The organism is Quyinboa ferrireducens, assembly GCF_042436675.1.
In the GTDB taxonomy this organism is placed as follows: domain Bacteria; phylum Bacteroidota; class Bacteroidia; order Bacteroidales; family UBA5342; genus JBHJHP01.
Map to the genome: position 1 here is coordinate 305,735 of NZ_JBHMVA010000002.1, position 20,860 is coordinate 326,594.

Below are 20,860 nucleotides of genomic sequence, written 5' to 3' on the forward strand. Positions count from 1 at the left end.
CTAACGATTTGAAAAAGTTTCTCGCAGATGTACGCAGAGGTTTACGCTGATTTCCGCCGACAAAACTCCGAAGGAGTGTCAGTATGGTAGCAAAATGTATATGAAATGTAAATCATGGCCGCGCAATATTATTGAATATCCCGCTATGGCACTTGTCGGCCATTGCATAATAGCTGATAAATTTCTAATTCATTGTGTGTTAATACTATTGATCTGGTTAAGAAATCCCCTCTTTGTCCTTTAGGATAGAGAGGGGCGGATATTGCGTTCTCTCTGACTGTCAGAACCGGGGTGAGTCAGGTGGTTATTATTTCTCGCAGATTTACGCAGACAAAACTTCTAATTCCATTGTGATCCGAAGCGTTATGTAACGAATCAGAAATTCCTAATTCCTATTTGACTATGCTGATCGTGCCCGGTTCAATACAATATTACCCACGGCTTTCCAGAAATAGCTCCAGTCGGTTTTTAAAGGAGACTTTTGGTAGGATTCAATGTAGCGTAATTCCGACTGTTGTATTTCTTCCAGAGTATGCGGTAAGTCTGCATAAAAGGGCGGGATAAGCCCTGGTTTTACTGTAGTACGTTTTTCTTTCAGTTCATCGGAATACAGGCTGAAATAATGGGCGCTAAGCGGCCTTACACCTACTATTTTTAACTGTCCTTTCAGCAGGTTCAGGATCATCGGAAATTCATCCAGCCATACTTTACGCAAAAATTTACCCATCGGGCTCACACGGAAATCATCCTTTATCTTGCCGCCTTCCTGCAGGTTGTTCAGATTAAAAATGTATTCCTGTAAAAATTCGGAGTAGGGATACATGGTTCTGAATTTATATACCCCAATGGTTTTACCATCTTTTCCTTGTCGGCGCAGACGAATCAGCGGGCCATATGATGGATTGGAATTATTTTTAGGAGCACCTTTTTTATTCATAATCAGGTAGGAACGGCCTTCAATTTCTTTTTCACGTATCAGCTCAAATCCGCTGTAATAAAGACGGCCAAGTATCTCTACATGCGTTAGCACGCGGTTATTGCCTCGCGTAATCATGAAGTAAAGCCAGCGGGTTGCTTTTATCTTGGGAGCAACACGCTTTAGAAGGTAATCCAGGGATAAATAAATGTAATTAATAACCGGCGGATATTTGGCTATGAGCCGCTTTCTGCGCTCTTCTGCTGTTTCTGCATTTAAGATGTAAGTTCCGCCCTCAATCAGGCGTTCATTGACTGTTTTGAAAAAGGTGTTGAGGTGCCGCACGTCATTAATGCGCTTTAGATTAATGATGGCTTCGGCATTATTTCGTTTCAGTTTCTGTATGTTAAAGAGTGTAGTGGTTGAAAACAGTACAGTTTTTGGTGAATTCAGATCCACATATTTCACGATAAAATCATGAACTTCCTGCGATGAGGCCTCTATCAGCGTCTGATCCAGTTCCGAATCTTCATCAATCTCTTTGGCTTCAGCCTCTTCTTTTAACCTTTTTCGTTCCTTCCTGCTTTTTAATGGTTCAAGCAGCCTTCCCTCCGGTTCACCTTCGTAGTAGAATCCTTTTCGGTTCAGCTTTAAATAATAGGTGAATATGGCGGCAAAGAACAGCTCCATGAGCGTTGCCATTCCAATGGTTCCGTAAACGATTAAACGGCTGAAATTATAGTACCCAAGGAAATAAATAGCGAAAGAAACGATACCTGTTATTACTGCATTGGATAGCAGTATCATGACAAGGTAGTCCTTGCGGCGCAGTTTTCGTATCAGAAAATATTTACCTGTAACGAATGAAATTATACTCCAGATAACCAGGAAGATATAAAACGGGTCAGAATACCTCGGAAGGTATATTCTGACTGTTGCAGGTTTTAGTTTGGCAATGAAGAGGAATGCAATAACCAGTATTAAAAGGTCAATTATCCAAAGTGCCCACCCTCTTCTGATTTGCTTTCTATTAGCTTTCGCCATTTTTTAGAAAATTATCGCACAAAATTAATTATTATACCTTAACAAACGTAAATTCTTTATACTTATTGAAGACATTTAAGTTTAAGTTATTACTTAGTTTAAATTTAATTAATAATTAATTATTTTTAATTGTTGTTAATTGAATGTAACTGATTAAACAATAGGGGTATATGTCTGCGTTTAACAGAATATCACATTTATTGCTTTAGAGTAATTATATAATTTTGTTACTTTGCAGCGATATTTTGGAACATGAAATTAGTAAAAACGGTAAGGGAACTGCGTTCCGTTATTGATGGCGCTGTACGCGCCGGTAAAAGTGTAGGTTTTGTACCTACCATGGGGGCTTTACACAAGGGACATTTATCATTGGTAGAATGTAGCTTAAACGATTGCGGTTTTACAGTAGTAAGCATCTTTGTAAACCCGACCCAGTTTAACAATCCCGAAGATTTAAAGAAATATCCCCGCACTTTGGAAAACGATCTGAAGTTATTGGAACCTTTAGGGGTTGATCTGGTTTTTAATCCCGAAGCAGAGGAGATGTATCCTGAACCGGATACACGAAAATTCAACTTCGGATCTTTGGAGAGCGTAATGGAAGGTGCTCACCGGCCAGGTCATTTTAATGGAGTAGCACAGATAGTCAGCAAGTTGTTTGATGTGGTTCAGCCTGATAAAGCTTATTTTGGTGAAAAGGATTTTCAGCAACTTGCCGTTATTAAGGCTATGGTGCGTGAGTACAACTATAAGGTGGAGATTGTCCCTTGTACTATTGTAAGAGAAGCGGACGGACTCGCCATGAGTTCCAGAAATGTGCGACTGACAGAGCAACAACGAAAAAGCGCTGTCCGTATTTCGCAGGCATTGTTTAAATCCCGTCACATGGCCAGTATAACGGATATTGATTCCGTTAAAAAATGGGTTAAGGATTATGTAAACGATGATCCGGAACTGGAAGTGGAATACTTTGAAATATCAGATGTAAATAACTTACAACCGGTCGCTTCGTGGCACGGACATGAGCAACTGATCGGCTGTATAGCAGTTTTTGCAGGCAAAATTCGTTTAATTGATAATATTATCTATTAACTTTGCGGTATGGGAATGAATGTCGAAGTAGTAAAATCAAAATTGCACAATGTATCGGTTACAGGTGCAAACCTGAACTACATTGGTAGCATTACGATAGATGAAGATTTGATGGATGCTGCGAACATCCTTACACACGAGAAAGTACAGGTGGTGAATAACACCAATGGCGAACGTTTTGAAACATATGTGATTAAGGGAGAACGCGGATCAGGTGAAATATGTCTGAATGGTGCGGCAGCACGTAAAGTGGCTGTAGGAGATGTAATTATTATTATTACCTATGCATCAATGCCGTTCGAAGAGGCTAAAACACATGAGCCAATCTTTATTTTTCCTGACACGGCAACCAACAAACTCGTCGATTAGAAATTATTAGTACATAATTATATTGTGAACCGTTCTCAAAAGGAACGGTTTTTTTATCTTTACCCGTTGTAAACATTTTACCACCAAAATTTATGTCGTATGAACCAGACTGAACAGATCGTTTCAAAAATTCAAACCTGGGATCAGGCAAAGCAAACCGTTTCCGAATGGGAAGAAAAGGGTTTGAAAGTGGTCTTTTCAAACGGGTGTTTTGATCTGGTACATAAGGGACATGTGGATTACCTGGCCCGTGCCCGTGATTTGGGCGATAAACTGGTGATCGGACTGAATAGTGATGCTTCGGTGAGCCTTTTAAAAGGTAATGCAAGACCAGTGGTGGATCAGGATAGCCGGGCGTTTTTACTGGCAGGGTTCTCGTTTATCGATCTTGTGGTGATATTTGATGAAGATACACCGTATGAACTGGTAAAGTTGTTACAGCCGGATATACTGGTGAAAGGAAATGATTATAAACCCGAAGATATTGCCGGATACGATGTAGTGATGGCGAAAGGAGGTGAGGTGATTACAGTGGAACTGGTTGAGGGCTATTCCACCACTGCATTAATAGATCGCATAAAAAAAGCATTTTAAGATGGCCAAAACCAAAACCGTATATGTCTGCCAGAATTGTGGTGTGGATTCGCCAAAATGGATCGGAAAATGTCCGTCCTGCGGACAATGGAATACCTACGTGGAAGAGATTGTGACCAAAACGTCCGGTAGTGTTCATTCCGGGTTGGTTGAATCCAACTCAAAACCACTTTTAATTAGTGATATCAGAGCAGAAGATGCACCACGTATTGATACCGGAAGCAGCGAGCTGAACCGGGTGCTGGGAGGAGGTCTCGTTCCGGGATCTATGGTACTTATTGGTGGTGAACCGGGAATAGGCAAGTCAACCCTGGTATTGCAGGTAGCGTTGAACATTCCGAATAAAAAAATATTGTATGTATCCGGCGAAGAGTCGGCTCAGCAACTGAAATTAAGGGCACAGCGTCTGAAAGGCGGAACAGAGAACTGCTATGTGGTGAGCGAAACTTCGCTTGAAAAAGCCATCACGCATATCAAAAATGTGCAGCCGGATGTGCTTATCATCGATTCCATTCAAACTATTTCAACAGAGCGTGTGGAATCTTCTCCGGGGAGTGTAACCCAGGTGAGGGAATGTGCTTCCATGTTGCTCAGATACAGCAAGGAACAGAATCTTCCGGTTTTCCTTATCGGACATATTAACAAGGAGGGAAGCCTGGCCGGACCGAAGGTTCTGGAGCATATTGTGGATACCGTACTTCAGTTTGAAGGCGACAGGAACCACATGTACCGTATTTTACGTTCGGTTAAGAACAGGTTTGGAAGCACATCTGAACTGGGGATTTACGAAATGCAGCATACCGGTTTGCGTGAGGTGGAAAATCCGTCAGAATTTTTGTTGATGAATGAACATAAGGGGTTGAGTGGTGTGGCTATTGCCGCTGCAGTTGAGGGGATTCGGCCTTTGTTGATCGAGGTTCAGGGGCTTGTGAGTACGGCAGCTTACGGTACACCACAACGTTCGGCCACCGGTTTTGATACACGACGCCTGAATATGCTACTGGCGGTGATGGAGAAACGGGTGGGCTTTAAACTGGCTGCCAAGGATGTTTTTCTGAACATCGCCGGTGGTCTCAAGGTGGCTGATCCTGCCATTGATCTGGCTATTCTGGCTGCCATTGTATCTTCCAATATTGATATGGTTATTCAACCGGATGTATGTCTGACAGGTGAAATTGGGCTTTCCGGCGAAATCCGTCCTGTTGGCAGAATAGAGCAACGTATCCTGGAAGCAGAGAAGCTGGGATTTACAAAGATCATTATTCCTAAAGGCAACCTGAAAAATGTATCTGTGAAAAAGTCAGGTATTGAAGTTTATGAAGCCGGAAGGGTGGAGGAAGCTTTAAAAACCATTCTGAAGAAATAGAATACCGCCAATTCTGAATTTTACCCATAAAACTTTCTGCTTTACATGCTGATATAATTGGTGTATATTTGTATAATACAAATACTTACATCTCTTAAATCACTGTATCATGAAATCCGGATTAAAACTTACCCATAAAATTTATGATCGAGAACTGGCCAAGTTGCAGGTTGAACTTGTAAAACTGCAGGAATGGGTAAAGCAGGAGGGACTGAAGATTGTGGTAATATTCGAAGGGCGTGATGCTGCCGGTAAAGGTGGTGCCATAAAACGCATAACCGAAAAACTGAATCCCCGTGTCTGCCGTGTGGTTGCGCTTGGAATCCCTACTGAACGGGAAAAAACACAATGGTATTTCCAGCGTTATGTGCCACACCTGCCCGCAAAAGGCGAGATGGTTCTGTTTGACCGCAGCTGGTACAACAGGGCCGGAGTAGAACGTGTTATGGGCTTTTGTACAGACGATGAATACCAGGAGTTTTTACGCAGCTGCCCTGAATTTGAAAAAATGCTGGTGCGTTCAGGTATTATTCTTATTAAATACTGGTTCTCTGTGAGTGATGAAGAACAGGAAAAAAGGTTTCAGGCACGCATTAAGGATCCAACCAAGCGCTGGAAGGTTAGTAAAATGGATTTTGAATCGCGTAAGCATTGGGTAGAGTATTCCATGGCCAAAGATAAAATGATGGATTATACTGATATTAAACAGGCACCATGGTATGTGATTCCTTCAGACAGCAAAAAACGTGCACGACTGAACTGCATTCACCACCTTCTGACCATGGTTCCGTATAAAAAAATAGAATATGAGGAGCTGACTCTGCCTCCAAAACAACAAAACAAATCCTATATCAGGCCTCCTATTGAGGAGCAAACCATTATTCCGGATTACATTGGTGAAATGCTGGAACGGGAGACACATGAAAAGCATACTGAAAAGTCATGAAAAACGAACTGAAAACTTATTTCTCAACTATGGTTTGTTCGTTTGATAATGATTCTAAGGTATAAACAGGATTTATTTTTTCTTTGTAGGTTATCGGAACATTGGGAACACCGTTATTGTCAATATCCGAAAAAGTTTCGCTAAAATGGATGACTGAAATCCACTCTTTACCTTCCTGTATGCCTGGTTTTACAGGATCAAAATCAATAACTGCTTCATACATCTGATCAATAGGGGTGCCATCAATATTTTTTGGTGTGATCTGTACGACCCCTAAACTCATTTTTTTGACCATATTAACAAAGCTCAGCAGGTACGAGTTACCGACAAGACCATATAACTTTTTTTCGTCATTTAAATTGACGGTCTCAAAAATACCCTCTTCGTTTCTTACTTCCAGGGTTTGTATTTGTTTTAAATAGAACTTTTCAGGATTGTATGTCGCCCTGAGGCCGGAATAGTACATGTAACGTGATGCTCCCGACTGATAGGCGATCAGAAGAACTTCCATAATACGCTTAAGTTCTTTTCCGGTTAGAAATACTCTGGCTAATGGATAGCCCGGAACGGAGTCGTTCCCGCTGCCCAGCGATAATGTGCTGAACAGATCCGGTGTTGTGAGCAATCCTTTATATCCTGGTAGAATATTACCCCTGATCATACCTGCCGGAATCAGCGCAATATGCGTGTTACCTCCCTTCAGACGATTTGTTTCGTTAAGTATGGCATCTGCAACAAATGGCCCCAGATTACCTCCTTCCAAACTGTTGGACTTATTGAGTAACAAAGGAAAATCAGTTTCAAATATTTTCTGGTCATAGTTTAGTCCAAGCGGATTTAAAATCGTATTTTTTATGAGTTCCTGCTGCTTGTTAATTGCCATTTGAATGGTGCTGTCTCCTCTGATATTGTCATTTATTTCAATCGGAGTAAAAACATATTCCGGGTTCGATTTAATATTAAAAACTTCAATCTTACCCACTGTTGATCCAAATGATCCAACCTGCGCGATATATGTTCCGTTAACATATAGAGGTTCTTTTAATTTGGTGTGGCTGTGACCACTTATTATCAGGTTGATTTCAGGAACCTTTTGAGCCAGTTCCACGTCCTCTCCGGTCCAGTTACCGGCTTTATCCTGTGTAACGCCTGAATGCGAGAGCGCAATAATGTAGTCAACATTTTGTGCTTTTAGTAACTTCACTTCCTGTTTTGCACATCTAATATAATTTTTGAAAGTAACAGGGAAGGCACCGCCGGACGCTTTTTCTGCTTCTTTACCAAGCAGAGAGAATATACCTATTCTGACTCCGTTTTTTTCAATAATCCTATGTTTTGATATTACATCTTCTTTGTATAATTTTTCCAAAGAATTATCCTTGTCCAATGCTTTGCAGAAATGGATATTTGATAGAGTCAGATAAGGAATACCGCCATTTTGTATGCTTTTATGTATGATTTCTGAAAGTGTTTCAGGTCCGAAATCAAATTCATGGTTTCCTAAAGCAACAACATCGTAACCCATTTTTTTCATTAATGATAACTGAAAACCGGTTGTCGGTTCCAGATTATGAAACAGGGTTCCCATGAGAAAATCTCCCGCATCTACGGTCAGAACCTTGTCTTCATTTATCCTGCGTTCATTTTCAATAACAGAAGCTATTCGGGAAAAACCGCCAATAGTAGGATCATCATTAACGGTAAGAGGTGTATATTCAGACTCTGGAGAGAATCCATTCAGACGTGAATGCAGATCGTTGGTGTGCAGTATGACAAGATCCTGCGCCATTATGGGGGCGGTAAACAACAGGTATGATAATATTAACTTGCTAATATTCAAAACAGTGGTTAAAACGTTATGCGAATATAATAAAAAAGATGCTCCGTTTTAAGGAGCATCTTTCTTTTTCCTAAAATCTCTGAGTTATTGCATGAAGTGTAGTTTTTTTGAAAAAATAGCCGAATGACTCATCAGGATCAATACAAGTGTCTGTTCCTGAATTTTTGGGTCAATATCGATATGGTCTTGTGCTATGGTTCCTTTTTGAAGAAGGGAACCACCTAATGAGTACAACGAATAACTGGATCGGGAGTACTTATCATTCTGAATGATAATACTCCTGTCAGATAAATAGACTTGCTCATCCATTGTGGTATTATTTATAGTGATTGTGTTAGTAGTTAATGATTTGTCGAAAGTTTTTGTTTGTAAAGACCATCTGTTCAGAGAATCAATCCATGTTGATTGTTCTGTAATTAGCCTGATCCGGTCGGCATCAGGATATCTTACGGTCTTTGAATCCTTTTCCCAGTTTTGACCGTTAAATCTATAATTGATCTCTTCCGTAAAATTGCTGCCGTTTTGTTTTTTTACATACATTTTAACGCCACTCCAATCCATTCGATGCTTTTGCCAGCTCAATTCCTGTTGTAATGCAATGCGCCCATTTTCATCATAATCAGTGAAAATTTTTCTGTCCGGTTCAAAAACATCAGTGTGGCTGTAGAAAGTTTCCGTCACATCATGATTTTCTTCATTATACATGTATTCTGTTTTTCCCGTTAGTAGCCAGGTAGCACCTTCACTTCTACTGTACAACAACGCCTGAACCGGTTTGTCATAGCAATTAGTCCGGTATTCTTTTGTTACCAGTTCCAGATCAGAAGAATCATGATTAATTTTATATGTGTAAACTGAATCTACGCCAAAATATACATCCCTGAAATATTCAGTCTTTTCTGAACACACCCAATCAGTGGTTTTTGAAGAGTAGAAATCACGACTTTCCTTTGTAATATAGTCCTGTTCAAATATTTTTGTTGTACGTGTATCAGGAATCCAGGCTAAGCCGGACCATGTATATGCCAGTTCTGTTGTTGAAAAAAAATCAGATGTATATTTTACCTGAGTCTCATTATTCCATCTTTCTCCGTCAAACTTTTGTGTTATGATCCGGATTGTATCACTATCTTTTTTTCGCAAAGTTTTTGTCCAGGCCAATGAATCACCATTCGTATCATAGGCATATGTGATTGATGTGTCAGGTAATGTTAATATCGAATTGTTTTGTCCTGAAGTGGATGTAAACTCGGAGTGAATCAAAATTATTAACAAAAAAATAAAATATTTCATCCTTGAATATGTCCTTTGAGTTAATAGATAACACAAATATAACATATTAAGTTAAAATAATCAAATATTTAAAATAAAATATTAATGTATTGTTAAATTTTGATGCTTTAGGGAAGTTGTTAGTTATTTTAGGATACAAAAAAAGCACGTTTTAAACGTGCTTTCGATACATATAAAAGTTTATGTTAACTTATTATTTTGCTCTTTCAACGTAAGCTCCGGTTGACGTGTCAATTTTAATTTTTTCGCCAATTTCAATAAACAACGGAACCATTACTTCTGCACCCGTTTCAATTGTAGCCGGCTTAAGAGTATTGGTAGCCGTATCTCCTTTTACGCCCGGTTCGGTATACGTAATCTCACAGATAATGTGCTGAGGCAGGTCAACCAGTAGTGGTGTGTCATTTTCAGCATGAAAAACAATTTCCACACTTTCACCTTCTTTCAGAAAGCCCGGATGTTCTATCTGGTTTTCATTAATGCTGATCTGGTCAAAAGTTTCGTTGTTCATAAAGTTGTATCCCAAATCATCTTTGTAAAGATACTGATACGAACGTCTTTCAATTCTTACGTCATTGATGTTATGACCGGCAGAAAACGTATTGTCAATTACTTTTCCGGTTATTACATTCTTTAATTTTGTTCTTACAAAAGCCGGTCCTTTACCGGGTTTAACATGCTGAAACTGGACTACCGTGTATAATCCTCCTTTAAAATCAATACAAAGTCCGTTTCGTATGTCTGATGTTGTAGCCATTTTAATTTTTCTTTTTTAATTTTTCGTCCGCAAAAATAAATAAATTGTTTATAAATGAAAGCATTATATACCTGAACTACCTGTAATTTTTAGGAAAATCGTCCAGTTTTACGGAGCCGTTACCAGGAAGAACTTCGTCCCAGTAGTCTACTTTAAAGTCAAGAACTACCATACCACAGGTTGGCATAATGTCATCATAACTGTCAGACATGGTACCTGTAACATCCGAAATCCATGGGTTGTGACCTACGATCATCAGTGATTTTACCGATTCCATTGTAGTAGAAATAATTTCAAGGATATCAGATGTTGTCACATCTTCATACAGATCGTCGTTCTTTTTAACCTTACCCGGATTAATGTTGAGCTTTTCAGCAAAGATTTGTGCTGTCTGAAAGGCTCTGTCAGCGGAACTTGAATAGATCAGATCAGGTCGTATGTTGGCTTTTAATAAAACTGTGGACATTATACCTGCATCGTTTTGTCCTTTGGAGGCTAATTGCCTTTCGAAATCATTTTTTTGGCCATCAAAGGTTTCTGCTTTAGCATGACGCACAAAAATCAATCGTTTCATTTTTAATAAGAATACTTGAATTTATTAATTAGACATAATTAGAATATACATGAGAAGCAAATGGATATGTGGTATCTTTTCATATGACAAATATTCACTTTTTTTTGAAATAATATGCAATTTTAGACAAAAAAAATTGGTGGCATGTAATTTGTCAAACTGAAACCGTTAATGACAAGAGATGAAGAAGATAGGTTTAATTTCAGATACTCATGGGGAAATCCATAATCATGTGTATGAAAATTTTAAAGGCTGTGATGAGATTTGGCATGCAGGCGATATTGGTTCATGGCAGGTAATAAGCGACCTTGAAACAATAGCTCCTGTCAAAGCGGTTCATGGAAATATTGATGGTTGGGAGTACAGGAAGAAATATCCGGAAATTCTTCGGTTTAAATGCGAAGATGTCAATGTATTAATGACGCACATTGGTGGATATCCGGGAAGATATGCTTCCGGAATGAAAACCATGTTTGCCGAATCTCCCGTAGATCTTTTTATTAGCGGTCATTCACATATACTGAAGGTCATGTATGATGACAAGTTCAACTTACTGCACATTAATCCGGGTGCTGCCGGTAATGTTGGACTTCATCAGGTTCGTACGCTGATTCGCTTTGTAATTGACGGTAAAAACATCAAGGACCTGGAGGTGATTGAAATGTGTAGAAGAGGATAATTAAATCGTATCTTTACATTAAAAGAAATATGAATAAAATTACATTATATCTGTTACTGCTTACAACCATGCTTTTTACAGCATGTGACAACACAGAGATCTTGATAACAGACCTTGAGGGTAGCTGGATTGTGAATGAGGTTGGCGGAAATTACGATGGTTATGCGTATGAGGTTACTGTTACGGTTGACCCCAATAATTCCAGCCGGATTCTCATCGCAAACTTTCTGAATACGGCAAATGATCCGGAAACGACAATTCAGAATTATATGCTTCAGGTACGGGTGGAAGGTAACCGGCTTATTGTGGATCCGCAACAGGTAGATGTAATTGAAGTGAAAAACAGCAGTGGTGTTGTCAGCGATAAAGACCAGTTTCGTCTGGATTACAGTTACAGCATGGATAATGGCAGTTATACGGCAACAGCATATTTTATCAGGAAATAGCAATGGAAGAAAAAAAAATATACGAGTTACATAAAAAGGCAGAAGCTTATCTCAAAGAACGTCTGCTAAAGGATACCTTTGATATTATAGGTCAGATGCTGGAAGAATTGCAAACGGTGGATTTGAAGGATAGGCTGGAACAATATCAGACTACCTACAAGTTTATGTTGAAATATACCGTGGCCGGGGTAAAGGATCCGGAAAGGGACACCATTTATCACGATCTTATTACATCCGCTTTTCATCTGCTGGATGAGGTGACACAACAAATGCTTACCAAAAATTCTACAGCACTACCTTTTACTGTTAAACGCTCATTCCCAGCTCCAAAGGCAGAACTGGTACGAGACCGAATTGAATCCGTGCAACGCTATTGTGATAAATTGGAACTGTCTGCCCTGGTTGAAACTGCCTCTGATGATTCAGTTGAAGGGGACAGGTTTCTGGAAGATCTTCAGTTCTTTTTTAATTATTTCTGGACAACTGATTTTTACAGCGAGCACATAACTCAGCATTTCAAAGAATTTGTGGAAATGGGTAACGGACCGGTTTATTCAAAGTCGTTGATGATTTCTGCATTAACGCTGAGTTCCATGCGCTGCTTTGATCCGGAAAAATTAAAACTGCTGTTCGATTATTCGGTGCATACGAATGATGAGATCAGACAGAGGGCCATTTTCGGTGCATTGATTGTGCTTTATCTTTACGATGGCAGACTGCAGTTTTTCCCTGAAATTAATCACCGGCTGGAGCTGTTAAGTGAAGATAAACGCTTTGTGAAAAGTGTGGAGAAAATCGTTATTCAATTGATCCGGAGTAAGGAAACAGAAAAACTGACAAAGAAAATGCAGGAGGAGATTTTGCCGGAAATGGTTAAAATGAATCCGTATATCATGGATAAACTGAATCTGGATAACCTGCTGAAAGATGATATGACGGAAGATAAAAACCCGGATTGGCAACATATGTTCGACGATGTTCCGGGCCTGACCAACAAACTGGAAGAATTTTCAGAACTACAGATGGAAGGCGCAGATGTGTTCATGAGTACATTTGCCATGCTGAAAAGTTTTCCTTTTTTTAAACGCCTGATCAACTGGTTTATTCCATTCTCAGTACAGCACCCGGATCTGGTCAGATCGGCAGGTGATGACCTTAAATCAGATTTTATTGTCGCCTTAAAAGATACGCGCTTTTTATGCAATTCGGACAAATATTCGTTTGTGCTCAGTGTGCAGCAGGTACCATCGTCTTACAAGGAGATGATGTCTAAAGCGCTGAATGCAGAACTGGGACAGTTTGATGAAAATGATAAGGACGAATCAGTGATTAATCCTGATCTGAATGCAGAAAAAGTCTCTAACCAGTATATTCAGGATCTGTACCGTTTTGTCAAACTTCATCCACAAAAGCGCGATTTTGGAGACCTTTTCAACTGGCGTCTGGATTTTCACAACAAGAGGTTTTTTGAAAAGATAATTGAAGACAAAAAACGGTGGCGTAATATTGGGGAATATTATTTTGCTAAAAACTATTTTGTAGAAGCGCTGGAAGTATTTGAAATATTGCTTGAGGATGATCCTGACAATGTTGAAATTCTGCAAAAAGCAGGGTATTCCATGCAACTGGCAGGTGATTATCAGGGAGCCCTTAAATTTTATTCAAAGGCGGACCTGATCCGGTCTCAGGAACTGTGGACTATAAAAAAGATTGCATATTGCTACCGGCAGTTAAATATGCCTGATAAAGCGCTTGAATATTATCGTCAGGCAGAGGTTATCGACGATGAGAACCTCAGCGTACAGCTGTCTGTAGGACATTGTTTGCTGGATCAGAAGAAATTTGATGAGGCTTTGAAATATTACTTCAGGGTGGAATACCTGGATACAAAAAATACAAAGGTCTGGAAGCCCATTGCCTGGTGCTCCTTTGTGACAGGGAAACTGGATCAGGCTACAAAATATTACCAGAAAATTATTGACAACAAACCCGATATGCACGATTACATGAACCTTGGGCATGTTAAGTGGGTTGCGAAGGACAGACAAGGGGCCTTGAACATGTATAAACAAAGCGTGAACCTGTTCAGAGGAGACATGGAAAAGTTTATAAAGGTGTTTAACGTCGATAAAACGCTTTTGGTGGAGAAAGGTGTGGATCAAAATGAAATACCCATTATGCTGGACCGATTGCGTTACGATCTTGATCAGATTTAGATCGAACGCCTGTCCTGCATAACGGGTAGAGTATGCTATAAGAATTGACTATTTTTCAGTTTTTTCTTCATATTTCTTAACCAGCCATGTAGTCAGATAATAACTAACTACAATCAGAACGGGCCAGGTCAGAAACCAAAATACTTCAGTTAACATAGTGTTTAATTTTTATGGTTATTAATATACATGACCTCCATCGTGGCTTTCAAGCTCTGTGGTGGTGATTTTCTCTTTGTTTATGGCTCTCCACGCATACCAGATATAAGCCAGTACAAATGGAACGAGGATTGAAACAATTGACATGGCTTTTAATGTAAACGGACTTGAAGATGCATTATGAATGGTCAGTGAGCTCTGTAAAGAACTGAAAGACGGATAAAAGGCTGTATTGTTAAATCCGGCATCAAGCAAAAGTGTTACAACTGCCAGTACCGTACCTATTCCGGTGAACCAGATGGCTCCATTCTTTTTATCTGTAAATAATGCCCTGAATAATCCAAACAGAACCAGGACAACGCCGATCAGGAAGAAAATTCCGACCAATGGCATCTGGATCATGTTATTGAAGTATTTGAACGACTGCATAAATACTTCACCCGTATCAGGATTTACCGCATAACCATCTCTGAGGAATAACCAGATTACAAACGTGAGAAAGGTTACAAGAAAGCCAATTGTATTAGGCAATATCCGTTTTTGTGCTCTTGCGATAAAAGTTTCATCGCTGATGGAATTAATGAAATACAGTAACCCATTCACGCGGGCCAGAAAAAATACAGCTAAGCCAAGCGAGAGATTATGAATGTTAAATGCTGCTTCCACACCTCTAAGCGGACCTTCCCATATCACAGATTTGGTTTCTGTGATGCTGAATGCTGAACCTGTGAATAAGGTAGCTACAGCAGTTCCCAGTAATATGGTTCCCAAAGCGCCATTCAGGAATAAGAATACGTCAAAAGTCTTTTGACCAAGAAAATTGTTGGGCTTTGAACGGAATTCATATGAAATGGCCTGAATAATGAAGGCAAAAAGTATCAAAATCCAAACCCAGTATGCGCCACCAAAGCTGGTGGAATAAAAGAGTGGGAAAGAGGCAAAAAATGCACCTCCAAATGTTACAAGCGTGGTAAAGGTAAACTCCCACTTACGGCCAAGCGAATTAGCTATCAATGCTTTTTCCTGGTTATTTTTGGCCAGTGACAGAATAAATGTCTGGCCACCCTGAACGAAAAGCAGAAATACGAGTAATCCACCTAAAAGGGCATCCACAAAAAACCAGTAGTGTTGAAATATATTATATGTACTTTGTTCCATGATATTCATTTTTAGTGTTCCTGAGGACCTTTTTTAATTTGGGTAAACATGATACGCAGTTCGGCAATCAGGAGTGCTGTAAAAATGGCAGCAAACATCCAGAAAGTTGTAATTACCGAAGCGCTATCTATTTTAGTTACTGCAGTTAAGGTAGGCATTAAATCCTGAATTACCCAGGGTTGTCTTCCAATTTCAGCGACATTCCAGCCGGCAATGGAAGCTAAGTAGGTAAGTGGAACAAATACTATCCCCAGCCATAATAACCACTTGTTTTTTTCAAGTGTTCCTCGGTATAACATATAACCAAATATTCCTAATACTATGATAAACATGAACCCAAGGATTACCATAACATGGAATGAATAGAATGTTAATGACACATTTGGTATCAGTTTATACGCGTTTTTCTCACGAACCGATTTATCCGGATGATAGTAATCACCATATCCGAAATATTTGAAGTAGTTGTTCAGCCATTGTTCATTTTTAAACTGAGCATACAATTCCTGATATCGTGGATCAGTTTTATCCTTTATGGAACTGAATTCCTTTAGTGCTTCCTTGGCAACATGACCGCGTGATATTTTTTCTTCGAATGATAAAATCCCCTGTTCCGGATTTCCTTTAACGAGGTCTTTAATTCCCGGTACAAATGATTCAAAATCTCCAAATGCCAGTAATGAAAGGAAGCCGGGAATAGGAACATCCATTTTTACCAGAAATTTTCCTTCAGCATCTAAATTCTCTGTTCCCGTATTTGTCAGTATTCCAAACGCTACAAGTGGTGCTTCTTCAGAACCTTCGTAAAGTCCCTCGGCAGCAGCCAGTTTCATCGGTTGATTTTCACTTACTGATTTGGCGCTGTAATCTCCGGTGCTTGCAAGATAAATGGACGATAATAATCCGAATACAGTGGCTACCAATATACTCTTTTTGGCCATTTCAATATGTCTTTTCTTCAGGAGAAACCATGAGCTGATTCCAATAACAAAAAAGCTGGCAAGCACAAAGCCTGATGAGGTTGTATGTATAAACTTACTGATAGCCATGGGAGAGAAGAGGACTTCCCAGAAATTGACCATTTCATTCCTTACCGTTTCCGGATTAAACCACATTCCTGTGGGATTTTGCATCCAGCCATTGGCAACAAGTATCCACAAGGCGGAGAGGTTGGCCCCGATTGCTGTCAGCCATGTTGATAACAAGTGAAAACGTTTGCTCACCTTGTTCCATCCGAAAAACATTACCGCAATAAAGGTTGACTCCATAAAAAATGCCATAATACCTTCAATTGCAAGCGGTGCACCAAAAATGTCACCTACAAACCATGAGTAGTTGGACCAGTTTGTTCCAAACTGGAATTCCATAATAAGTCCGGTTGCTACACCAATAGCAAAGTTAATCCCGAAAAGTGTCATCCAGAATTTTGTGATTTTTTTCCACTGCTCATTCCCCGTTTTAACATAGATTGATTCCATGATGGCTATAATAAAGGTAATCCCCAATGTAAGCGGGACAAATAGCCAATGGTAGATAGCAGTGAGTGCAAATTGTGCCCTGGACCAATTAACAAGGCTCAAGTCAAAGTTCTCTAGCATAGTGGTTTAATTTAAATTAATAAGTTCATTTCTAACGTGCTCTGCACGCTCTTTATCTGTGTTATAATTTGTATTTAAAAAATCAGGAAAGAAAAACAGCCTGAGAATTACAAACATGATGAATAATTTAATAAGAATGAGTGTCCACAAGGTTTTTCCAACTGTCATGCCATTGAATCCCTCATAATAAAACCTGAATACTTTTTTTAGTAGATTCATACACAGTTCTCAGTTAAGCATCAATTTTAAAGAATATAAAATTATCAATATTTTATCAGATATAAAATTTTCGCACTAAATTATAAAATAAAATAATACCACCATGTGGCATATTGGAATTCTCTAATAAATATTATTATTTTTACGCGAAATTAAACGGAGGATGATGAATTTTGCCCCTACAAAATATTGTTTAGTATCTGTTAGCAGTGCTGTTGAGTTTGAAGATGAAGGGTGGACACTGGATTATTCTAATGATGAAACACCGTCGTTGATCCGGGCCGATTATGAAAATAAACAATTAACCGTAAGAGAAGACCTTCCCGGATTATACAGGTTTGCGGACTGGCTTCCAATTAAAACTGTTCTTGAAGGTTCCGGATCACCTGTTACATACAAAAGTACAGGATTAGCCAAAGAACTGGGACTCGAAAATTTATACATTACGTTTAACGGTTACTGGCCTGAAAAAGGGGCAGAAATGAGAACCGGCTCTTTTAAGGAATGTGAAGCATATTCGGTATGTGCGCGTTTACATGGTATAAGGGACAAGGTTCTGGTTGTGGCTTCTGCAGGAAATACTGCAAGGGCATTTGCCAGTGTGTGCAGCCGGAATAAGATTCCTCTTTTACTTTGTGTTCCTGAAGATAACCTGGATGCGCTGTGGTTCGATCATCCTATTGATCCGTGTGTAAAACTGGTTGCATCACAAAAAGGTGCCGATTATTTCGATGCCATTCATTTATCCAACATAGTTTGTAAACATTCACATTTTTTGCCAGAGGGCGGTGCGAAGAATATTGCACGTCGCGATGGAATGGGAACAACAGTTTTATCCGCTGTGACCACTATTGGTGAGATTCCGCATTATTATTTTCAGGCTGTTGGAAGTGGAACTGGCGCTATTGCGGCATGGGAAGCAAATCTGCGTTTTCTTGAAGACGGTAATTACGGCAATCGTTTGATGAAGCTTATGGTTTCACAGAATCACCCGTTTGTTCCGATAGCCGATGCCTATGTGGCAGATTCCCGTGATCTGTTTCCGTTCGATGATGATGAAGCCCGTCGTCAGGTTGAGATTATCAATGCTAAGGTTTTATCCAACAGAAAACCACCTTACAGTCTTACCGGAGGTTTGTACGATGCATTAAAAGCTACGGACGGTGAGGTTCTTGTAGCTGATAACGAGGAAGCAGAAGCAGCCGTTCAATTGTTTAAAAAGTTTGAAGGTTCTGATATAGAGCCTGCAGCAGCTATTGCTTTGGCAACCCTTATAAATGAAGTTAAAAGCGGTAAGATTGAGAAGGATAAAATTATCATGCTTAATATTACCGGTGGTGGCGGTGTGCGTTTCAGAAAAGAGCATAACATATATAATCTGAAACCGGAAATTATTTTCCCTATTGATCCTGATCCTGATCTTGTTATCAAAAAAGTATTGGGATTATTTAAGCCGGATGAAACATTGGTGGGTTAAATGTATTTCTTAATATGCTGCATGGTAATACCGTTCTGTATGTGAACGCTTTTAATGCCCATATTGCCCACATCGTAAATATTCCTTATTTCATCATCAAAAAATACAAGGTCATCGGTAGTCTTTTGGGTTTGATCCAGAATTTCTGACAAATGTTGTGTTTTTGATGTGGGATAAATTTCCTCAATATCAAAAAAATGCCTGATATTAAAGCGTTCGAGTAATTCTCTTGCTATTTCAGGAGCACTGGTACGCGATGCAGCAGCTATAATTTTGTTGTTGTTTTTGAGTTGTTCCAGTATTATCCGTACGTCTTTGTATAAATGAATTTCAGAACCATAATAATCCACGATATGATTATTTACATTTTTGTACGGTGGTGTAGTGCAATCACACCAGGTTCCACCCGCATCCCAAAGCGTAAAATCCAGATCAAATACAAAAACTGATTTCGTCATATCTATTTATAGGTAACATAACTCTAGTCACTTCCAGTTTTAGTCACTTGTAACTCTAGTCACTCTAGTCACTCATAACTTTAGTCACTCCCAACTCCAAACTAAAGAACTATCTCCTCGTCGCCCCGTTCAAACTTATGATGTCTGGTAGCCAGAAGACTTATAAGTGCAGATATCCGCTTCATACCGGACTGTGTGTCTTTGGTCAAATCTTTACCCTGTAGGCGGAGAAGCAGTGAGCCGTATAAAAACTGGAAAGCTGCTGCAATGTCATTTTCTTCCTTTGTTTTTACTTTCAGAAGTTCAATATCAGGTTTTGCTGTTGCAAATGTGGTTTGATATCTGACTTCATTCGGAGTTTTCAGCAAGTAAAGATGTGTGTTATACAAATCCGTTATCAGGTTTTTTGTGACCTGTAAATGGCCAGAAGCTGTAATGCCTTCATTCCGCATTAACAGAATCAGGTTTTCGTACCATTCCCCGATTTGTGCTTTTACCTCATCCGGCTGATCATATTTACTGATAATATGCTGCTGTATGGCTTCAATATTAAAATTGAATGCTCTGATCTGATCTTCAATCTGCCACATGTAAATCAGGTATTCAGCGATATTTTCTTTGCGTTTTTGTTGCGCAATTAACATGATAAATGAAATTAAAGGATTTAATTTTCGTCCCTGAATTTTTCAATATCCCGGCGTTCTTTTTTGGTTGGGCGTCCTAAGCCCTTTCTCCGGTTGTATTTGCGGTCAAGAATCTGCATCTCAAGAATTTCCTTTTGATCTTCAGGGGTAATATCTTCCAGATATCCCGGAACCAGTTTGGCCCCCATGCGTTTTTCAGCCAGATCAAGCACCTTGTAACGGTAGGTTACCGGTGGTTCTTTTACCTCTATCTGATCGCCAATATTTACCGTTCTCGAGGCTTTGCATTCCTGTCCGTTAATTAATATCCGGCCTTTTTTGCAGGCTTCAGAAGCCATTGACCGGGTTTTAAATAACCGGACTGCCCATAGCCATTTATCGATGCGGATATCGTCACCCATTATTTCTTATTGAACAGGTTCATGGTTCGCTCAACACCAATGGTAGCAAAGGACTTAATGGCCTCAGCAGCCACTTCTTTCTTTTCTTCTACCGTTTTAAGCTCTTCATCCGACCACTTTCCGAGTACAAAATCTATCTGTTGGCCCTTTGAATAATCGTCGCCAATGCCAAACCTAAGCCGGGTATAATTGGTATGGCCTAATATTTCCTGGATGTTTTTTAGTCCGTTATGGCCTGCATCACCTCCCTTTGACCTTATTCTAAGGGTTCCGAAAGGCAGGGCAATATCGTCCAGTGCAATCAATACATTTTTTATGTCAATATTTTCCTGCTGCATCCAGTACCGAACAGCCTTTCCGCTCAGGTTCACGTATGTGGAAGGTTTTAATAAAATAAGTGTACGCCCCTTGAATTTAAGGGTGGTCACATCGCCATAACGCTTATTCTCAAAAACAACATTGGACGCCTTTGCAAGGGCGTCCAATATGTCAAAACCTATGTTGTGTCTTGTATTTTCGTATTTCGGGCCAATGTTTCCAAGGCCAACAATTAAATACTTCATAGGGTCAATTTCGTTATGGCGTTTGAATCTTTTTAAAAAATTCATCAGCATAAC

At 39.5% G+C, this 20,860-nt stretch carries 21 protein-coding genes; 9 read left to right on the forward strand and 12 right to left on the reverse strand.

Annotated elements, in window-relative coordinates:
- Positions 1 to 400: 400 nt before the first annotated feature.
- Entirely contained in the window at positions 401 to 1,960 is a 1,560-nt protein-coding gene (locus ACE01N_RS04720) for a sugar transferase (protein ID WP_380585343.1), read from the reverse strand.
- A 252-nt stretch (positions 1,961 to 2,212) separates the two neighbouring features.
- Between ACE01N_RS04720 and panC the strand changes: the two genes are divergently transcribed.
- The 5 genes from panC (at position 2,213) to ppk2 (ending at position 6,327) form a co-directional block, all read left to right on the forward strand.
- Positions 2,213 to 3,052 (forward strand): pantoate--beta-alanine ligase, encoded by an 840-nt coding sequence (gene panC / locus ACE01N_RS04725; protein WP_380585345.1) that lies wholly within the window; start codon positions 2,213 to 2,215, stop codon positions 3,050 to 3,052.
- A 9-nt stretch (positions 3,053 to 3,061) separates the two neighbouring features.
- Complete coding sequence (panD, locus tag ACE01N_RS04730; RefSeq protein ID WP_438826943.1) at positions 3,062 to 3,421, forward strand: aspartate 1-decarboxylase; 360 nt, start codon at positions 3,062 to 3,064, stop codon at positions 3,419 to 3,421.
- Between the two features lie 99 nt (positions 3,422 to 3,520).
- Positions 3,521 to 4,015, forward strand: a complete 495-nt coding sequence (gene rfaE2, locus ACE01N_RS04735) for a D-glycero-beta-D-manno-heptose 1-phosphate adenylyltransferase (protein WP_380585348.1) — start codon at positions 3,521 to 3,523, stop codon at positions 4,013 to 4,015.
- Between the two features lies 1 nt (position 4,016).
- A complete protein-coding gene (radA, locus tag ACE01N_RS04740; RefSeq protein WP_375726604.1) occupies positions 4,017 to 5,381 on the forward strand; it encodes a DNA repair protein RadA in 1,365 nt (454 codons plus the stop codon).
- A 109-nt stretch (positions 5,382 to 5,490) separates the two neighbouring features.
- Positions 5,491 to 6,327 (forward strand): polyphosphate kinase 2, encoded by an 837-nt coding sequence (gene ppk2, locus ACE01N_RS04745; protein WP_380585351.1) that lies wholly within the window; start codon positions 5,491 to 5,493, stop codon positions 6,325 to 6,327.
- Between the two features lie 16 nt (positions 6,328 to 6,343).
- Here the strand turns inward: ppk2 and ACE01N_RS04750 are convergent, their stop codons facing one another.
- From ACE01N_RS04750 to ACE01N_RS04765, 4 genes are all read right to left on the reverse strand, one after another.
- Complete coding sequence (locus ACE01N_RS04750; protein ID WP_380585353.1) at positions 6,344 to 8,116, reverse strand: bifunctional metallophosphatase/5'-nucleotidase; 1,773 nt, start codon at positions 8,114 to 8,116, stop codon at positions 6,344 to 6,346.
- 135 nt (positions 8,117 to 8,251) lie between these two features.
- Positions 8,252 to 9,460 carry a hypothetical protein gene (locus ACE01N_RS04755; RefSeq protein ID WP_380585355.1) on the reverse strand — a complete coding sequence of 403 codons (1,209 nt, stop codon included), beginning with the start codon at positions 9,458 to 9,460 and terminating at the stop codon, positions 8,252 to 8,254.
- A gap of 193 nt (positions 9,461 to 9,653) precedes the next feature.
- The gene (gene efp / locus ACE01N_RS04760; protein WP_375726608.1) at positions 9,654 to 10,217 is read right to left on the reverse strand and encodes an elongation factor P; all 564 of its coding nucleotides are present in this window, start codon (positions 10,215 to 10,217) and stop codon (positions 9,654 to 9,656) included.
- A 76-nt stretch (positions 10,218 to 10,293) separates the two neighbouring features.
- The gene (locus ACE01N_RS04765) at positions 10,294 to 10,791 is read right to left on the reverse strand and encodes a SixA phosphatase family protein (RefSeq protein WP_380585358.1); all 498 of its coding nucleotides are present in this window, start codon (positions 10,789 to 10,791) and stop codon (positions 10,294 to 10,296) included.
- A 181-nt stretch (positions 10,792 to 10,972) separates the two neighbouring features.
- Here ACE01N_RS04765 and ACE01N_RS04770 point away from each other — a divergent pair, with 181 nt between their 5' ends.
- Genes ACE01N_RS04770 through ACE01N_RS04780 form a run of 3 tightly spaced genes read left to right on the forward strand, consistent with a single transcriptional unit; the run spans position 10,973 to position 14,132 of the window.
- A complete protein-coding gene (locus ACE01N_RS04770; RefSeq protein WP_380585360.1) occupies positions 10,973 to 11,470 on the forward strand; it encodes a metallophosphoesterase family protein in 498 nt (165 codons plus the stop codon).
- Between the two features lie 29 nt (positions 11,471 to 11,499).
- Entirely contained in the window at positions 11,500 to 11,916 is a 417-nt protein-coding gene (locus ACE01N_RS04775) for a hypothetical protein (protein WP_375726611.1), read from the forward strand.
- A 2-nt stretch (positions 11,917 to 11,918) separates the two neighbouring features.
- A complete protein-coding gene (locus ACE01N_RS04780; RefSeq protein WP_380585363.1) occupies positions 11,919 to 14,132 on the forward strand; it encodes a tetratricopeptide repeat protein in 2,214 nt (737 codons plus the stop codon).
- Between the two features lie 177 nt (positions 14,133 to 14,309).
- Here the strand turns inward: ACE01N_RS04780 and cydB are convergent, their stop codons facing one another.
- The 3 genes from cydB to ACE01N_RS04795 are packed head-to-tail and all read right to left on the reverse strand — an operon-like array spanning position 14,310 to position 17,263.
- The gene (gene cydB / locus ACE01N_RS04785) at positions 14,310 to 15,446 is read right to left on the reverse strand and encodes a cytochrome d ubiquinol oxidase subunit II (RefSeq protein ID WP_375726613.1); all 1,137 of its coding nucleotides are present in this window, start codon (positions 15,444 to 15,446) and stop codon (positions 14,310 to 14,312) included.
- A gap of 11 nt (positions 15,447 to 15,457) precedes the next feature.
- Entirely contained in the window at positions 15,458 to 17,044 is a 1,587-nt protein-coding gene (locus ACE01N_RS04790; RefSeq protein WP_380585365.1) for a cytochrome ubiquinol oxidase subunit I, read from the reverse strand.
- Positions 17,045 to 17,050: 6 nt separating this feature from the next.
- Positions 17,051 to 17,263, reverse strand: coding sequence for a DUF4492 domain-containing protein (locus ACE01N_RS04795; protein ID WP_380585367.1), 213 nt, complete (start codon positions 17,261 to 17,263; stop codon positions 17,051 to 17,053).
- A 163-nt stretch (positions 17,264 to 17,426) separates the two neighbouring features.
- On the opposite strand from ACE01N_RS04795, the gene ACE01N_RS04800 reads away from it, so the two are divergent.
- Positions 17,427 to 18,740: a cysteate synthase gene (locus ACE01N_RS04800; protein WP_380585370.1), complete on the forward strand. Its 1,314-nt coding sequence runs from the start codon at positions 17,427 to 17,429 to the stop codon at positions 18,738 to 18,740.
- Here the strand turns inward: ACE01N_RS04800 and ACE01N_RS04805 are convergent.
- The 4 genes from ACE01N_RS04805 to pth all read right to left on the reverse strand — a co-directional run bounded on the left by ACE01N_RS04805 (position 18,737) and on the right by pth (position 20,851).
- A complete protein-coding gene (locus ACE01N_RS04805) occupies positions 18,737 to 19,198 on the reverse strand; it encodes a magnesium-dependent phosphatase-1 (protein ID WP_380585372.1) in 462 nt (153 codons plus the stop codon). The genes ACE01N_RS04800 and ACE01N_RS04805 overlap by 4 nt on opposite strands.
- A 101-nt stretch (positions 19,199 to 19,299) precedes the next feature.
- On the reverse strand, positions 19,300 to 19,842 hold the full coding sequence (locus ACE01N_RS04810) for a DUF4924 family protein (RefSeq protein WP_380585374.1): 543 nt from the start codon (positions 19,840 to 19,842) through the stop codon (positions 19,300 to 19,302).
- A gap of 20 nt (positions 19,843 to 19,862) precedes the next feature.
- Entirely contained in the window at positions 19,863 to 20,243 is a 381-nt protein-coding gene (locus tag ACE01N_RS04815) for an RNA-binding S4 domain-containing protein (RefSeq protein WP_380585376.1), read from the reverse strand.
- The gene (gene pth / locus ACE01N_RS04820) at positions 20,243 to 20,851 is read right to left on the reverse strand and encodes an aminoacyl-tRNA hydrolase (protein WP_380585379.1); all 609 of its coding nucleotides are present in this window, start codon (positions 20,849 to 20,851) and stop codon (positions 20,243 to 20,245) included. The genes ACE01N_RS04815 and pth overlap by 1 nt, the downstream gene beginning before the upstream one ends.
- Between the last annotated feature and the right edge of the window lie 9 nt (positions 20,852 to 20,860).